A 16,169-nucleotide genomic window follows, 5' to 3' on the forward strand; every position below is an offset into this window, starting at 1 on the left:
CGCCGACGGCCGCGGACGTAACCTGCAGGAGACCGTTCCGCGCATCGAGATGCACCGAAGATGCGATCCGTGCTCGCGCTTCTTGCTGCCTCCATTGTCCTGTGTTGCGCCGGCTCGGCCGTGGCGCAGCCGGTCGGACAATTTCCATTCGCGCTGACGCGTGAAGGACAGATGCTCGGCGCCGTCGAAGGTGAGGTCGCCTCGTTCAAGGGACTGGCCTACGCGGCGCCGCCGGTCGGCGCGCTACGCTGGCGCCCGCCGCAGCCGACGCCCGAAAGTTCGGAGATGCACACCGCCTACGATTACGGCGCGCCGTGTCTTCAGCCGGCGTTGCCTGATGCGAGCGAGGATTGCCTGACGCTGAACGTGTTCCGTCCCTTCGGGGTCGACGGCCCGCTGCCGGTGATGATGTTCATCCATGGCGGCGGATTTGTCGGCGGCACCGCGAATGAGCGGCTGTTCGACGGTGCCAGGCTGGCGCAGGCCGGTCTCATCGTGATCACCGCAAATTATCGTCTCGGCGCGCTCGGCTGGCTCGCTCATCCCGCGCTGACGGACAGCGGCTCCGGCAATTACGGCCTGATGGACCAGATCGCCGCGCTGCATTGGGTTCATGACAACATCGCGGCCTTCGGCGGCGATCCTGATAATGTCACCTTGTTCGGCTGCGACGCAGGCGCGACATCGATCGCGCTTCTGATGCTGTCCGCGCAGTCGCGCGATCTGTTCCAGAAGGTCATTCTGCAATCGGTGCCCGGTCGCGCGCCGCTGCGTTCGGCGCAGGACGCGCAGGCGATGGGCCGGCAGTTCGTGGCGGCGCTTGGACCGCAGACGGATTTGCGCGCAGCCGAACCGCGACGCCTGCTTGCCGCCGAGAGCCGTCTGCTGGAGCAATCGCGGCACGGCTTCGCGCCGATGGTGGATGGAGCTCTGGTGACCGAGGATATCGCGGCAGGCTTTGCGGCCGGACACCAAAGCCGCATTCCCCTGATGATCGGCTCGAACGACGACGAGACCGGTTTCGACGGCGAGTTCGATACCAGGGAAGAGCTTGCCGCGTCAGGCCTGACAAGCGATGAGCTGCGCAAGCTCTATCCCGATCTCGCCAAGCCTTCTCTCGCCAGGCCTTCGGATCTTGCGGCAAGGTTCTTCACCGACAAGGTCTTTTCCGAGCCTGCAAGGCTGCTGGCGCGCCTGCATGCCGCAAGCGGCGCGGCGACCTTCCGCTATCGCTTCGCCTACGTGCCCGAGGCGCGTCGTGCCAATCCTGGGACCGGGCACGGGCGGGAGCTGCAGTTCATCTTCGGTGCGGAAGGCGTGCCCGGAGCGGGTATCCTCTCGCGAGCTGATCGCGAGGTCGCAAGCCGCATGCGGTCCTATTGGATCAACTTCGCCAGGAGCGGCGATCCCAACGGTCCCGGACTGCCGCGCTGGGACGCTGCGGCAGGCCGCGATCGCCTGCTGCTGATCACGAACGATCGCATCGCGAGCGGCGACGATCCCTTCGCCGAGCGTCTCGACCGGCTCGCGCGCTAGCGCGACAAAAAAGGATGGGCTTAAGCCGCGAGCTCGACGCGGGGTGCCGGCGTCAGCCGGTCTTCCTCCAGATAGTCCATCGCGCCGTCCTTCTCGACGGCGTAGAACTGCTGGCCTTCGCGCGACTTGAAGGCGGCGCGAACGATGCCGCGGCGGCCCTTGTCACTGTTGACGACGTCCCCCAGCGCAAACTTCTTCATCTCACGTCTCACTTGTCTTCAGGCCGACTGCTTCGGCCACGCCGGGATTTTGGGCGGCAAATCGTTAACGACTTGCTAACCATGCCGGTTTGCCTATGCTCGCCGCCGCGCGCGGGTACGCGCGCAGAGCGCCGATGAGACGAGCCCATGACGCGATTACCGACCCTGTTCCTGTCGCACGGCGGCGGCCCCTGGCCGTTCATGGAGGATAGGCGGGTGCAATATGCCAGGACCGCCGCGGAGTTCGGCCGGTTGCCGCAGCTTCTCCCGGAGAGGCCGAAGGCCGTGCTCGTCATCACCGGCCATTGGGAGGCCGATGCCTTCACCGTGTCGACCTCGCCGCAGCCGCCGATGGTGTACGACTATTACGGTTTCCCCGAGCATACCTATCACCTCAAATATCCGGCGCCGGGCCGGCCTGAGCTCGCGGCGCGGGTGAAGGCGCTGCTTGCCGGCGCGGGCGTCGATTGCCGGGAAGATCCCAATCAGGGTTTTGATCACGGCACTTTCGTGCCGCTCGGCCTGATGTATCCGAACGCCGACATGCCGATCGTGCTGCTGTCGCTGAAATCTGCTTACGATGCGGCCGAGCACATCAGGGTCGGCGAGGCGATCGCCTCACTCCGCGATGAAGGCATCCTGATCGTCGGCAGCGGGCTGACCTATCACAACATGCGCGGTTTCAACCGGCCGGAATCCAAGCCCGTCTCGTATGATTTCGAGGCCTATCTGAACGAGGCGATCAGCAACCCGGATGCGGGCCGCCGCAACGCGATGCTGGTCGATTGGGAGAGCGCGCCGAGCGCACGCCTGGCGCATCCGCGCGAGGACCATCTGCTGCCGCTGATGGTGGCCGCCGGCGCCGCCGGCAGCGATATCGGCAAGCGCGTCTTCGTCGACGAGGTCGCGGGTGTGGCGATGGCGTCGTATGTGTTTGGATGAATTCGTAGGGCGGATTAGCCCGCGGCTGCGCGAAGCGCAGTCCGCTGGCGTAATCCGCCGTCGTGCGGCATTAAGGTGGCGGATTACGCCTTCGGCTAATCCGCCCTACGGCATCCCGCGACCTCACCCGTATTTCAGCTTCATGAACAGGATGCCGCCGGCGAGCAGCATGGTGATGGCGTTGGCGGCGACCAGCGGCGCATCGCCCGAGAGCAGGCCGTAGATCAGCCAGAGCGCCAGCCCGAGCACCATGACCAGGAACATGCCGAGCGAGATGTCGCCGGTGGAGCGGGTCTTCCACACCTTGATGGCTTGCGGCGCGTAGGCCACGGTGGTGCAGGTGGCGGCGGCAAAGCCGATCAGCTTGATCACGAACGGGTCCATGCCGGCTCTATAGCATGGATTCGACGACGGTCATGCCTCAGGCACGCTCCGCCATGAGCCCGCGATAGAGCGCGGCATAGTCGCCGGCGCGGTTGCGCCAGGAGACGTCGGTCGCAAGGCCGTTTCGTTGCAGGCGCCGCCAGGTCGGCTTGTCGTGGAAGGCGGTGTTGGCCTTGCGCAAGCTGCCGGCGAGGGCAGCCGCCGTCACGGGTGCGAACTTGAAACCGGTGGCATCGCGGCCGGAGGCGTCGGCCTCGTTGATATCAACGATGGTGTCCTCGAGCCCGCCGACGCGTGAGACAATCGGAACGGCGCCGTAGCGCAGCGCGCAGAGCTGGGTCAGGCCGCACGGCTCGAAGCGCGAGGGCACGATCAGCGCGTCCGATCCGGCCTGGAGCAGGTGCGCCAAAATCTCGTCATAGCCGATCACGACGCCGATCCGGCCGGGATTGGCGCGGGCTGCGGCCTGGTAGCGATCCTGGAGATCGCGGTCGCCGCTGCCGAGCAGCGCGAGCTGCATGCCTTCGGCCAGAATGGTCGGAATGGCCTCGAGCAGCAGATCGAGCCCCTTCTGCCAGGACAGCCGGCTGATGACGCCGAGCAGCGGCGCCTCGTCGGAGGAATCGAGATTGAACTGCTGCTGTAGCACCGCCTTGTTCGCGGCCCGGAAGGTGAGGTCCTCGGCGCCGTAGCGGTAGGCGATGTGCGGATCTCCTTGCGGATTCCACACCGAGATGTCGATGCCGTTGAGGATGCCGCTCAGCACGTTCGCGCGCGCGCGCAACAGGCCGCCGAACCCCATGCCGCCTTCGTCGCTCTGGATTTCCTGCGCGTAGGTCGGCGACACCGTCGTGATGCGATCGGCGAATTGCAGGCCTGCCTTCAAGAAGCTGATGCCGCCGAAATATTCGATCTCGTTGACGTTGAACGCGTGCCAGGGCAGACCGATCGCACCGATCAGCTCGGGAGCGAACTTGCCCTGATAGGCCATGTTGTGGATGGTCATCACGGTGCCGGGCCGCGGGCGGTTGTCATAGTGCAGATAGGCCGGCGCGAGCCCGGCCTGCCAGTCATGGGCGTGCACGACATCGGGCACGAAGGCGGGGACCAGGCCGTGGCCGATATCGGCCGCGATGCGCGACAGCGCCGCGAAGCGCACGCCATTGTCCGGCCAGTCGACACCCTCGGTGGTGACATAGGGATTGCCCGGCCGCGCATAGAGATGCGGCACGTCGAGCACGAACAGGTCGAGCCCGTCATGGGAGCCCGCGAGCAGCCGGCCCGGCCCGCCGAAATAATCCGGCCAGCTCCGGATCTCCTCTGCGCTCGATACGAGCCGCATCACGTCGGGATAGCCCGGCATCAAGGTGCGCATCTCGACGCCATGCGCCTTCAGCGCGATCGGCAGCGCACCGGCGACATCCGCGAGGCCGCCGGTCTTGACGATGGGATAGACTTCGGAAGCGACCGCGAGGACGCGAACAGGCCTCATGTATTGAGCCTGTCGATCATGGGCTGGGTCACGAGCGAAATCCCCTGCTCGGTGGTGCGGAAGCGCTTGGCATCGAATTCGGGATCCTCGCCGATCACGAGTCCTTCCGGAATCTCGACGCCGCGGTCGATCACGACGTTCTTCAGGCGCGCGCCGCGGCCGACATTGACATAGGGCATGATGACGGCGTTCTCGACGTTGGCGTAGGAATTGATGCGCACGCCGGTGAACAGCAGCGACCGGCGCAGCGAGGCGCCGGAGATGATGCAGCCGCCCGAGACCAGCGAGCTCACGGCCTGGCCGCGCCGGCTCTCCTCGTCATGGACGAATTTCGCCGGCGGCGTGATCTCCGCATAGGACCAGATCGGCCATGAGCTGTCGAACAGATCGAGCTCGGGCACGACGTCGGTGAGGTCGATATTGGCGGCCCAATAGGCATCGACCGTGCCGACGTCGCGCCAATAGGCGCGCGGGTCGCTGCCGGAACGCACGCAGGAGGTGGAATATTGGTGCGCCATCGCGCGGCCGTTCTTGACGAGGTAGGGAATGATGTCCTTGCCGAAATCGTGGTTCGAGTTCGGGTCCTCGGCGTCGCGCTTCAGCTCCTCGAACAGGAACTTCGCGTCGAACACGTAGATGCCCATGCTGGCGAGCGACACGTCCGGCTTGCCCGGCATCGGCGGCGGATCCTTCGGCTTCTCCAGGAATTCCTGAATCCATCCGTTCTCGTCGATATGCATGATGCCGAAGCCCGAGGATTCCGCCCGCGGCATCTCCAGGCAACCGACGGTGACGTCGGCGCCGCTCTCGACGTGCTGGCGCAGCATCACCTCGTAGTCCATCTTGTAGATGTGGTCGCCGGCCAGCACGACGATGAAGCGGCAGGCGTGGGATTCGATGATGTCGATGTTCTGGTAGACCGCATCCGCCGTGCCGACATACCACATGTTCTCGGAGACGCGCTGGCTCGCGGGGAGGATGTCAAAACTCTCGTTGCGTTCGGGGCGGAAGAAGTTCCAGCCCATCTGAAGGTGCCGGATCAGACTGTGCGCCTTGTACTGGGTCGCGACCGCGATACGGCGGATGCCCGAATTGACCGCATTGGACAGCGCGAAATCGATGATGCGGGACTTGCCGCCGAAATAGACGGCAGGCTTGGCGCGGCGGTCGGTCAGCTCCAGGAGCCGGCTGCCACGTCCGCCGGCCAGGACGAACGCCAGCGCCTGACGGGCAAGCGGCTCGGGTCTCGCGGCACTCATGTCATCCTCCCCACTCACGCCCGGCGCAGGCCGAGGCTATTTGTCGCGAGAAGCCTCGCGCCATTGGAACCGATAGTAACGGTACGAATAGTCAATCGTGAAGTAGGTTGTTGGTTGCGAAGGCGGCAAGCTTAATGCTTTGCCTTGGCCGCAGGGCTGCGGCATCGCACCGGTGTCGCGAGGGGCAGAGCAGGCGCGTTGCGCGCTTCGCATGCCGGCGGCCGGCTCGCAGCGAGGCATGGACGAGGCTTGTGCGCCGCACGCAATCCGGGCTTGAAAATCCGGGCTTTGACTTGGCGCAAAGATGCCCGATCATGCTGCTGCGATCCTTTTCCAAGCGAAACGTCAGACAGGGAGCAAGTCGATGAGGATCTGGAAAACGGCAATTGCCTGTTCGGTCGCCGGCGTGGTCATGGCCGGCCAAATTCATCAGGCGGCAGCGGCCCCGCTGCCGACAAACGTCGCGACCATGAAGGCCGCGGTTGGCGACGACGTCGCGCAGGTGCATTGGCGCGGTCGCGGCTGGGGATGGGGCGGAGGTGGCCTCCTCGCCGGTGCAATCATCGGCGGCGCCATCGCCAGCAGCGCGCCTTATGGCTACGGCTATTACGGCGGCGGCCCGTATTACGGTGGCTATGGCTATGGTTATGCGCCCGCCTATTATGGCGGCTATGGACCGGGTTACGCCTATGGTCCGGGTTACGGTTATGGATATCGTTCCTATTACCGTCCCCGTCCGTACTACGGCTACCGCTATGGCTATTACCGGCCTCGCGCGTACTACCGTCCCTACTATCGCGGATATTGGTGATCGCGCAGAGCTAAAGCGAGAGCCACACGATCAGGCTCATGCAGGCGAAATGCGCGAGCACGATCGCGGCGAGATGCAGCGGGCCGGCCTTGAGGCGAGGCCGTCTCCATTCTGAGTGCGAAGGATTGAAGTCGAATTGAGTTCGGACAACAGCAGCGCTCTCTCCATTCCCTCCCCCCTTGTGGGGGAGGGGCAGGGAGGGGGGTGCCACACCGGGATTCTTTCCCTCGCGCTCCCATCCTCTGTGCGTCATCACTCGCACCTCTTCCTGGACTACCCCCCTCCCTAGCCCTCCCCCACAAGGGGGGAGGGAACGCATCTATGTTGGGGTGTTAAGTGTCATCCATTGGGGAGTTAATTCGATCCGGCGGCCGCGGCGGTGAGGCTGCGGTCAACGGCTTTGCTGACGTCGAGCTTCTTGGGCAGGATGCCGTAACGCGTCGAGCGGTCGGAGGCTTCCTGCACTTCCTTCACCACGTTCTCGTCGATCACGATCGGGCTGGTGCGCTGCGCAGTATAGGCAGACAGCAGCACGTCCTCCGGCAATTTGGTCAGCTCGGCGGTGTTCTTGGCATATTCGGAGACGTGATCCAGCGACCACAGACGCGCCTTGTTCAGCCGCTGCACCAGGTCCTGCACCGCCGCGCGCTTGGTGGCGATGGCGTTGTCGGAGGCGACGATGAAGGTGATGGTCGGCGTCAGGCCTTCGCCGTCGGCGATCACCCGCGCCTTGTCCTTCAGCGTGGCGAACGAGACGTAGGGCTCCCACACCGCCCAGGCGTCGATCGAGCCGGCGACCAGCGCGATCTTGGCATCGACCGGGCCGAGCGGCGCGAAGGTCGCGTCCTCGAGCTTGATCTGCGCCTTCTCCAGCGTCGCGTCGATCAGGAACTGGCCCCAGCCGCCGCGCGTGCCGGCGAGGCGCTTGCCCTTGAGGTCGGCGGCCGATTTGATCGGCGAGTCCTGGCGCACCAGGATGGCTTGCGTCTTCGCATCCGACCTGGTGCCGCCGATCGCCTTGATCGGCGCGCCGGCGGCGTAGACCGAGAGGAAGGAGAGATCGCCGGTGTAGCCGACGTCGAGCGCGCCGGCGTTGAGCGCTTCCAGGATCGGCGCCGCCGCGGGGAATTCCGACCATTCGATCCTGTAGGGCAGGTCCTTCGCATAACCGGAGATCTCGAGCAGCGAGCGGTTGCCGCCCTTCTGGTCGCCGACGCGCAGCACGACGGTGTCCGCGGCAAACGACGCGGCAGCCGTCGACAGCGTGATGGCGGCGGCGAACAGCGAAGCGGCGAGCCGGCGGGTGATGGAATGATCGTGGGAGTTGATGCTCATGTAGCCTGTCTTGCTGCCTGCTTGTGACTTGGCTCACGACGCGTGAGCGAGCGATGCAGCGAGACGATCAAGTCTATGACCGGGCGAAGTGCAGTCAATGAAATGGCCGTTCGTATTGCGCGTGCATCAGGCAAGGACGTTTCATCGAATCCCGGCGCGTGAGAACACGATGGTCTTGCGAGAGAAGGATGCGCGGAATTGAAGCAGATGCGCGCTCGTGGCGATCGTCGGGAGCAACCGCATTCACGAAAATCGTTTCATCGTTCCCGCGCGCGCCGATGGAGAGAATGACCTCGCTTCGCATCACATTCGAAATTCCATTTCATTGACGATGCGGCGGGCGCGCCGCATGATTTGCGCATCGCATCAACGCGGCGCGACAAGCGCTGACGGAACAATTTTCTCTTAACGCAGCTCCGCACGGAACATGCGCAACGTGAAGCGTTGCGCCGACGGCGGAGCCGTGCCAGCGCAGGAGTGGGGACTGATGAACAACGACGACAAGCGCGGCGGACGGGGTCTCGATCGGCGCCATCTGCTCCAGGCGGGGCTTGCGGCAGCTTTCGCCGCGCCGCTCGGCGCGCTGGGCGCGCAGGCTTTTGTGCCGCGCGGGATTGCATCCGGCATCGACTTCTCGGAGTTTCCACTGTGCCGGACGGCGTCCGACGCGCCCGCGCTCACCGGCGCGCCGCGCAAGCTGAAACTGTCGTGGAATGCCGGCGCCGTCTGCCTCGCGCCCGTGCCTGTTGCGATCGAGCATGGCTTCTTCCAGAAGCACAATCTCGACGTCGAGCTCGTCAACTATTCCGGCTCGACCGATCAACTGCTCGAGGCGATCGCGACCGGAAAGAGCGATGCCGGCCTTGGCATGGCGCTGCGCTGGCTGAAGCCGCTGGAGCAGGGCTTTGACGTCAAGATCGCCGCCGGCACCCATGGCGGCTGCATGCGCGTGCTGTCGCGCACCGACTCCAACGTGAGCAAGCTCGCTGATCTCAAGGGCAAGACCGTCGCGGTCGGCGATCTCGCCGGCCCCGACAAGAACTTCTTCTCGATCCAGCTCGCCAAGCTCGGCATCGATCCGGTCAAGGACGTCGACTGGCGCGCCTATCCCGGCAACCTCCTCAACGTCGCCGTGGAGAAGGGCGAGGTGCAGGCGTTCCTGTCGTCTGATCCGCTCGCTTATCTCTGGCTCAAGGACACCCAGTACAAGGAGGTCGCGTCCAATCTCGACGGCGAATTCCGCGAAAAGAGCTGCTGCATCCTCGGCCTGCGCGGCAGCCTGGTGCGGGAGGAGCCGCAGGTCGCGCGCGCCATCACGCAAGCGCTGCTCGATGCCGCGATGTTCACCTCGCAGAATTCGACGATTGCGGCAAAGTCGTTCCAGCCCTACGCGCCGAAGGCGGCCACGCTCGCCGATATCGAGGGCATGGTGCGCTACCACACCCACCATCATCATCCCGTCGGCGACGTGTTGAAGCGCGAGCTCAAGGCCTATGCCGACGATCTCAAGAGCGTGCAGGTCTTCAAGCCGAGCACCGACACGGCCAAATTCGCGGAGCGCATCTATGTCGACGTATTCGCTGTCTGACGGACTCGCCTCCGGCGCGCCGCGTCTTTCCCGCACGCCGCTGCTGGCGAGCTGGGCGAGGGAATCCGGCGTCGGCGTGCTCGCCAGCATCGCCTGGACCGCCTTCGGCCTGTCCTGCCTGTGGTGGGCGGATGTCGGCGACTGGTCGCGCACGCATTCGCTCGGCATCGCCGCCTTCGTCATCGCGGCCATCGCGCTGTTCGGAACCGTCGGTGCCGACTATCTGGGATCGGCGGGCAGGGCCCTGCATAAGCGCGCACCCTGGCTGGTCGCGCTCGGCGCCTTCCTGACGCTGTGGGAGGTCGCGACGGCAAAGTTCGCCTGGCTGCCGCTGCCGTTCTTCCCGCCGCCGCAATCGATCATCGAGGTCTATACCGACGATTTGCCAAAGCTGCTCGACAGCGTCTTCGCCTCGGTCAAGCTTCAGCTCGGCGGCTATCTGATCGGGGCCACGGTCGGCTTCCTGACCGGCGTCTCGATCGGCTGGTCGCGCGCGGTCGGCTATTGGGTGCATCCGGTGCTGCGCTTCATCGGCCCGCTGCCGGCAACGGCCTGGCTGCCGATCGCCTTCTTCACCTTCCCGTCGAGCTGGAGCGCCTCGACCTTCCTGATCGCGCTGGCCACGGGCTTTCCCGTCACGGTGCTGACCTGGTCGGGTGTCGCGAGCGTCAGCAATGCCTATTACGACGTCGCGCGCACGCTCGGCGCCAAGCCGTCCTTCCTGGTGCTGAAGGTCGCGATCCCCGCGGCGTTGCCGCACGTGTTCGTCGGCCTGTTCATGGGGCTCGGCTCGTCCTTCGCCGTGCTCGTCGTTGCCGAGATGATCGGCGTCAAGGCCGGGCTCGGCTGGTACCTGCAATGGGCGCAGGGCTGGGCGGCCTACGCCAACATGTATGCGGCGCTGATCGTGATGTCGCTGCTCTGCTCCGGCGCGATCACGTTGCTGTTTGCGATCCGCGATCGTCTCTTGGTCTGGCAGAAGGGGACTGTGAAATGGTAGCCGCAGCTTTGGCTGAAGCGGTCACGCATCCGGCCGCCGGCGCCGCGCTCGACATCGAGCAGGTCAGTCACGCCTTCGACATCGATGGCACTGAGCTGCCTGTTCTCAGCGACGTCAGCATTTCCGTGGAGCCGGGCGAGTTCGTCGCGTTGCTCGGTCCCTCCGGTTGCGGCAAGTCGACCTTGCTGCGGCTCGTCGCCGGCCTCGACAAGCCCAAGGCGGGACGATTGCGCGAGGACGAGGAGCGCATCAGGAGCCCGCATCCCTCGCGCGTGGTCGTGTTCCAGGATCCGACGCTGTTTCCCTGGCGGTCGGTCTGGGACAACGTCGCCCTGGGCCTCGAGGCCCAGGGCATTCTCAAGAGCCAGCGTCATCGTGTCGATGCCGCGCTCGATCTGGTCGGACTGGCGTCGTTCCGCAACGCCTATCCGCACCAGCTCTCCGGCGGCATGGCGCAGCGTGTCGCGCTGGCGCGTGCGCTGGTCAACGATCCCAAGATCCTGATCCTCGACGAGCCGCTGGGAAAGCTCGACTCGCTCACCCGCATCACCATGCAGGCCGAGCTCGTCTCGCTCTGGCAGCGCAAGGGTTTTACCACGCTGCTCGTGACCCATGACGCCGAGGAAGCCCTCGTGCTCGCCAACCGCGTCATCGTCTTCAGCGATCGTCCCGCACGCGTGAAGGCCGACATCCGTGTCGACCGGCCCTATCCGCGCCATCGCGGCGATCCCTATCTCGCCGATCTGCGCCGCCAGATCCTCGGCCTGCTGGGGCTGGACGCCACATGGTGACATCCGCAGCCAAGGGGCGCACGGCCCATAGCGAGCCCGACTACATCGCGCGTGCCGAAGCATTGGCCGAAGGTTTCGCGGCACGCGCGGCCGGGCATGACCGCACCGGCAGCTTCCCCTTCGAGAATTTTCGCGAGCTGTCCGAAGCGGGTTTGCTGTCGCTGATGGTGCCGGCAATCCATGGCGGTGCCGGCGCCGGTGCGCGCTACACCGCGCGCGTCATCGGCATCATCGGCAAGGCCGACCCGTCGACCGCGCTGGTGCTGTCGATGCACTACATCAATCATCTCGTGATGGCGCGCAGCCCGACCTGGCCGGCGCGGCTGTCGCGCAAGCTTGCGCGCGAGAGCGTCGAGGGCCTTGCGCTGGTCAATGCGCTGCGGGTCGAGCCCGATCTGGGCTCGCCGGCGCGCGGCGGCCTGCCGGCGACGATCGCGCGGCGCACCGAGACCGGCTGGCGCCTCTCCGGCCACAAGACCTATTCGACGGGCTCGCCGATCCTGAAATGGTATCTGGTCTGGGCGCGGACCGATGAAGCCGAGCCGCGCGTCGGGCAGTTCCTGGTGCCGGCGGGCCTGCCGGGCACGCGCATCGTCGAGACCTGGGACCATCACGGCCTGCGCGCCAGCGGCAGCCATGACGTCATCTTCGACGACGTCGTGATCCCGCTCGATGCCGAGGTCGACGTCCGCAAGCCGGCGGACTGGCGGACGCTCGATATCACGCAGGCGACGGTCCACACGGTCTTCGTCGCGGCGATCTATGACGGCGTTGCCCGCGCCGCGCGCGACTGGTTGATCACGTTTCTGAAGCAGCGCGTTCCCGCCAGCCTCGGTGCGCCGCTGGCGACCTTGGCCCGCGCACAGGAGATCCTCGGCGCCATCGAAGCCAGGCTCGCGGTCAATGCGCGGCTGATCGCCTCCTTCGCCGGTGATTTCGACGACGGCGTTGGACTCTCGGCCGGCGAATCCAACGTCATCAAGCTCACCGTCACCAACAACGCGATCGCCGTGGTCGAGGATGCTCTGTCGCTCACCGGCAATCATGGCCTGTCTCGCGCCAATCCGCTGGAACGGCACTATCGCGACGTGCTGTGCGGGCGCGTGCACACGCCGCAGGACGATTCCACGCGCATCGGCCTCGGCCGCGCTGCGCTCGGGCTCTAAGAGATCAACAGGGAGACGATCATGTCGATCGAGTTCATCGGCTTCATCAGCAACAACAATTCGTCCGAGACCGTCGTCCGCGAGGGACCGGTGCTCAATCCCACCCACATCGAGACGGTGGCGAAGGCGCACGAGAATGCCGGCTTCGATCGCGCGCTGCTGGCATTTCATTCCACCTCGCCGGACGCGCTCCAGGTGGCGCAGCACGTTCTTGGCGCGACCTCCCGCCTCAACGTGCTGATCGCGCAGCGGCCCGGCTTCACCGCCCCGACGCTGCTGGCGCGGCAGTTCGCCGTGCTCGACCAGTTTTCGCGCGGCCGCGTCGCGCTGCACGTCATCACCGGCGGCAATGCCACCGAGCTCAGGCAGGACGGCAACACGCTCGACGACAAGGACGAGCGCTACGCCCGCACGTCCGAGTTCCTCGACATTCTGAAGCTGGAATGGACCAGCGACAAGCCGTTCACCTACAAGGGCAGGTACTATCAGGTCGAGAACGCCTTCTCGCAGGTGAAGCCGTATCGGCCCGAGGGCATCCGCGTCTATTTCGGCGGCGCCTCGGATGCGGCCATCGACGTCGCCGGCAAGCACGCCGACACCTTTGCACTGTGGGGCGAATCCTACGCGCAAGTGCGGGACGTCACCTCGCGCGTCCACAACGCCGCTGTCAGGCAGGGGCGGCCGACGCCGCGCTTCAGCCTGTCGGTGCGGCCGATCATTGCCCCCACCGAGAAGCAGGCCTGGGAAAAGGCGGAGGAGATCCTGGCGCGGGCCACCGCGCTGCAGGACAAGACCGGCTACCGCAAGCCCGCCGATGGCCACGCCACCGCCGGCGCGCGGCGCCTGCTCGCGCTCGCTGACCAGGGCAGCCGGATCGACAAGCGGCTCTGGACCGAGATCGCAAAGCTCACTGGTGCCAACAGCAACACCACGGCGCTGGTCGGCACGCCCGAGCAGGTCGCCGAAGTCTTCGGCGATTATTACGACCTCGGCATCAGCCATTTCCTGATCCGCGGCTTCGATCCCTTGATCGACGCGATCGAGTATGGTCGTGAGCTGATCCCGCTGACGCGAGAGCTGGTCGCCAGGCGCCAGGCCGTGCGCGGCGAGGCCGCGGAATGATCCGTCTCATGCTGGCCGGCGCGCTGCTGTTCGGCTCGTTCGAGCTGACGGCAGCGCAAACCACTTTGCGCGTCGGCGACCAGAAGGGCAATTCGCAGGCCGTGATGGAAGCGGCCGGCGTGCTCAAGGACGTTCCTTACAAGATCGAGTGGAAGGAGTTTCCGGCGGCAGCCCCGCTGCTGGAGGCGCTCAGCGCGGGCGCGATCGAGACCGGGCTCGTTGGCGACGCGCCCTTCACCTTCGCCGCCGCCTCGGGCGCGCCGGTGAAGGCGATCGCCGCCATCCGGCAGACGCGCGAGGGGCTCGCGATCCTCGTGCCGGAGACGTCGCCGATCAAGAGCTTTGCCGATTTGCGGGGGAAGAAGATCGCAACCGGCCGCGGCTCGATCGGCCATCAATTGATCCTCGCGGCGCTGGAGAAGAACGGCTGGAGCGCGAGCGACGTGCAGATCGCGTTCCTGGCGCCCTCGGATGCCAAGATCGCCTACACGCAGGGTTCGGTCGACGCATGGTCGACCTGGGAGCCCTATGTCAGCCAGGAGGAGGTGCTGTTCAAATCGCGGCGCATCATCACCTCGGAAGGCCTGACGCCGGGCCTCAGCTTCCAGGTGGCGCGGCCTGACGCGATCAGGGACAAGCGCGCCGAGCTGACGGACTTCATCCGCCGCCTCACCGCGGCGCGCGCATGGTCGCTGAGCAATGTCGACAGCTATGCCGCGACCTGGGGCAGGCTGATGAACATTCCGGTCGCCGTGCCGCAGAACTGGCTCTCGCGCGCAAGAATCCGCATCGCGCCGATCGACGACGGCGTCGTCGCGGACGAGCAGGGCACCATCGACCTCTATTTCCGCTGGGGCCTGATCAAGCAGAAGCTCGATGCCGCCGAGATCGTCGACCGCTCGTTCGCGGATGCGATTGCGAAGACGGGGCTGTAACGAAGTCCACGTGTCCCGGACGCGATGCAGCGTGCAACGCTGCTCCGCAGAGCCGGGACCCATACCACGCAGGATGCTCTCGGAGAGATGGGCCCCGGCTCAGCAGCGCACCGCTGAAGGAGCGCTGCGCTGCGTCCGGGGCACGGGATATCACTAACACTCAAGCATCCGTGAAGCAGGAAGAACCCATTCCAGCGCAATCATCTTGCGCGACACGTTCCTTCTGCATTCGTCGCTCCCGACAACACCCTCATTGCTATTTGCACCGCACCTCTTGTGCCACGTCGCGCGCCCTCAAAAATCAATCCGACGACCACATCGGGAGACCGGCCATGGGCCTGCAAGAAACAAGAATCGAATCGCTTCCCTTCGTCACTGCCGAGCTCAACTATCTCGCGCCGACATCCGGCAAGCCGCGCACCTACGCCTTCGATCCGCCGCCCGGTGAGCCCAAGAGCACGTCGCTGCCGGAGCCACATCAGGTGCCGATCTTCGATGCGCGCCTGATCGCGAACAGTTTCTCGCTCGATCGCGAAGGCTTTGCGCTGGTGCGCCATCCGACCCAGGTGAAGCATTTCTACGACGACGCAGAGGTGAGGGCGGTCTACTATCCCGCCGTCGAGGCGTTCCTGCGCGCGACGCTGAAGGCCGACCGCGTCGTCATCTTCGACCATACCGTGCGCAAGCGCGTCGAGGGCGCGGCCGACATCCGCGGCGGTGGCCCGCGCCAGCCGGCGACACGCGTCCATGTCGACCAGACCGCCATCTCCGGCGCCAACCGGGTGCGCGAGCATCTGCCTGACGAAGCCGAAGGGCTGCTGAAGGGCCGCGTCCAGGTGATCAACCTCTGGCGTCCGATCCGCGGTCCGTTGCGCGATTCACCGCTCGCCATGGCCGACGGCACCACGGTTGCGCCCGACGATCTCGTGGCGTCAGACCTGATCTATCCCAACCGCCGCGGCGAGACCTATTCGGTGAAATACAATCCCGATCATCGCTGGTTCTATTTCCCGGAGATGACACCGGACGAGGCGCTGCTGCTCAAATGCTACGATTCCGCAACCGACGGCCGCACCCGCTTCGGGCCGCACACCGCCTTCGTCGATCCGACCACGCCGCTGGACGCCGCGCCGCGTGAAAGCATCGAGGTGCGCACGCTGGTTTTTCACAAACAGTAACAATGTGTGATGGCGCTGCCGGGATCCGTCCCGGCAGTTCCAGGAACTGAAGGGAACAAACTGGCGTTTGCGCGACGGGTCTGGGCCAACCCGGAGCGGTGCCGTGCGCGCGCAGCCGACGCTATTGTTTTGTCTCGCTACTTTCTCGTTTTCACCATTTTCTGTTGCCCATGCCGAAAGCGGGCTCGCCTCCTATTACGGCTACGGAAAAGCCGGCAAGGGCGAGCTCACCTGCGCGCATCGGACGCGCCCGTTCGGCAGCGTGCTGAGGGTCTCCTATGGCAGCCGCACGATCCAGTGTCGCGTCAACGATCGCGGCCCGTTCATCCGCGGCCGTATCGTCGATCTCTCGGTGCCGGCTGCCCGGGCGCTCGGCATGATGAGTGCCGGCGTGGTGCGGGTCTCCGTGGAATAGGCCGGCCAGCGCGCT

At 65.7% G+C, this 16,169-nt stretch carries 17 protein-coding genes; 11 read left to right on the forward strand and 6 right to left on the reverse strand.

Annotated elements, in window-relative coordinates:
* Positions 1–60 precede the first annotated feature (60 nt).
* Positions 61–1,536, forward strand: coding sequence for a carboxylesterase/lipase family protein (locus tag AABA84_RS09820; protein WP_338311958.1), 1,476 nt, complete (start codon positions 61–63; stop codon positions 1,534–1,536).
* A 20-nt stretch (positions 1,537–1,556) separates the two neighbouring features.
* Here AABA84_RS09820 and AABA84_RS09825 read toward each other — a convergent pair whose 3' ends face one another.
* A complete protein-coding gene (locus AABA84_RS09825; protein ID WP_212249763.1) occupies positions 1,557–1,736 on the reverse strand; it encodes a hypothetical protein in 180 nt (59 codons plus the stop codon).
* A gap of 147 nt (positions 1,737–1,883) precedes the next feature.
* On the opposite strand from AABA84_RS09825, the gene AABA84_RS09830 reads away from it, so the two are divergent.
* Positions 1,884–2,678: a DODA-type extradiol aromatic ring-opening family dioxygenase gene (locus tag AABA84_RS09830; RefSeq protein ID WP_338311959.1), complete on the forward strand. Its 795-nt coding sequence runs from the start codon at positions 1,884–1,886 to the stop codon at positions 2,676–2,678.
* 123 nt (positions 2,679–2,801) lie between these two features.
* Here AABA84_RS09830 and AABA84_RS09835 read toward each other — a convergent pair whose 3' ends face one another.
* The 3 genes from AABA84_RS09835 to glgC are packed head-to-tail and all read right to left on the reverse strand — an operon-like array spanning position 2,802 to position 5,813.
* Positions 2,802–3,062, reverse strand: coding sequence for a SemiSWEET transporter (locus tag AABA84_RS09835; RefSeq protein WP_028145410.1), 261 nt, complete (start codon positions 3,060–3,062; stop codon positions 2,802–2,804).
* A 37-nt stretch (positions 3,063–3,099) separates the two neighbouring features.
* Positions 3,100–4,554: a glycogen synthase GlgA gene (glgA, locus tag AABA84_RS09840; RefSeq protein WP_338311960.1), complete on the reverse strand. Its 1,455-nt coding sequence runs from the start codon at positions 4,552–4,554 to the stop codon at positions 3,100–3,102.
* Positions 4,551–5,813: a glucose-1-phosphate adenylyltransferase gene (gene glgC, locus AABA84_RS09845; RefSeq protein WP_212249758.1), complete on the reverse strand. Its 1,263-nt coding sequence runs from the start codon at positions 5,811–5,813 to the stop codon at positions 4,551–4,553. Before glgC ends, glgA begins: the two co-directional genes overlap by 4 nt.
* Before the next feature lie 364 nt (positions 5,814–6,177).
* Here glgC and AABA84_RS09850 point away from each other — a divergent pair, with 364 nt between their 5' ends.
* Positions 6,178–6,624 (forward strand): hypothetical protein, encoded by a 447-nt coding sequence (locus AABA84_RS09850; protein WP_212249756.1) that lies wholly within the window; start codon positions 6,178–6,180, stop codon positions 6,622–6,624.
* A 354-nt stretch (positions 6,625–6,978) separates the two neighbouring features.
* On the opposite strand, the gene AABA84_RS09855 is transcribed toward AABA84_RS09850, so the two are convergent.
* Together AABA84_RS09855 and AABA84_RS09860 are read right to left on the reverse strand one after the other, a co-directional pair.
* Entirely contained in the window at positions 6,979–7,959 is a 981-nt protein-coding gene (locus tag AABA84_RS09855) for an ABC transporter substrate-binding protein (RefSeq protein WP_338311961.1), read from the reverse strand.
* Between the two features lie 94 nt (positions 7,960–8,053).
* A complete protein-coding gene (locus tag AABA84_RS09860) occupies positions 8,054–8,263 on the reverse strand; it encodes a hypothetical protein (protein WP_338311962.1) in 210 nt (69 codons plus the stop codon).
* Between the two features lie 183 nt (positions 8,264–8,446).
* On the opposite strand from AABA84_RS09860, the gene AABA84_RS09865 reads away from it, so the two are divergent.
* From AABA84_RS09865 to AABA84_RS09900, 8 genes are all read left to right on the forward strand, one after another.
* Positions 8,447–9,547, forward strand: coding sequence for an ABC transporter substrate-binding protein (locus tag AABA84_RS09865; protein ID WP_338311963.1), 1,101 nt, complete (start codon positions 8,447–8,449; stop codon positions 9,545–9,547).
* Positions 9,525–10,547 carry an ABC transporter permease gene (locus tag AABA84_RS09870; protein WP_212249749.1) on the forward strand — a complete coding sequence of 341 codons (1,023 nt, stop codon included), beginning with the start codon at positions 9,525–9,527 and terminating at the stop codon, positions 10,545–10,547. Before AABA84_RS09865 ends, AABA84_RS09870 begins: the two co-directional genes overlap by 23 nt.
* Positions 10,541–11,338 carry an ABC transporter ATP-binding protein gene (locus AABA84_RS09875; protein WP_338311964.1) on the forward strand — a complete coding sequence of 266 codons (798 nt, stop codon included), beginning with the start codon at positions 10,541–10,543 and terminating at the stop codon, positions 11,336–11,338. Before AABA84_RS09870 ends, AABA84_RS09875 begins: the two co-directional genes overlap by 7 nt.
* A complete protein-coding gene (locus AABA84_RS09880; protein ID WP_338311965.1) occupies positions 11,332–12,504 on the forward strand; it encodes an acyl-CoA dehydrogenase family protein in 1,173 nt (390 codons plus the stop codon). Before AABA84_RS09875 ends, AABA84_RS09880 begins: the two co-directional genes overlap by 7 nt.
* 21 nt (positions 12,505–12,525) lie before the next feature.
* Positions 12,526–13,626, forward strand: coding sequence for an LLM class flavin-dependent oxidoreductase (locus AABA84_RS09885; protein WP_212249746.1), 1,101 nt, complete (start codon positions 12,526–12,528; stop codon positions 13,624–13,626).
* Positions 13,623–14,561: an ABC transporter substrate-binding protein gene (locus tag AABA84_RS09890; RefSeq protein WP_338311966.1), complete on the forward strand. Its 939-nt coding sequence runs from the start codon at positions 13,623–13,625 to the stop codon at positions 14,559–14,561. The genes AABA84_RS09885 and AABA84_RS09890 overlap by 4 nt, the downstream gene beginning before the upstream one ends.
* 332 nt (positions 14,562–14,893) lie before the next feature.
* On the forward strand, positions 14,894–15,739 hold the full coding sequence (locus tag AABA84_RS09895) for a CmcJ/NvfI family oxidoreductase (protein ID WP_338311967.1): 846 nt from the start codon (positions 14,894–14,896) through the stop codon (positions 15,737–15,739).
* Between the two features lie 103 nt (positions 15,740–15,842).
* A complete protein-coding gene (locus AABA84_RS09900; protein WP_212249743.1) occupies positions 15,843–16,154 on the forward strand; it encodes a septal ring lytic transglycosylase RlpA family protein in 312 nt (103 codons plus the stop codon).
* Positions 16,155–16,169 lie beyond the last annotated feature (15 nt).

Source organism: Bradyrhizobium sp. TM239 (assembly GCF_036247985.1).
Classification (GTDB): domain Bacteria; phylum Pseudomonadota; class Alphaproteobacteria; order Rhizobiales; family Xanthobacteraceae; genus Bradyrhizobium; species Bradyrhizobium ottawaense.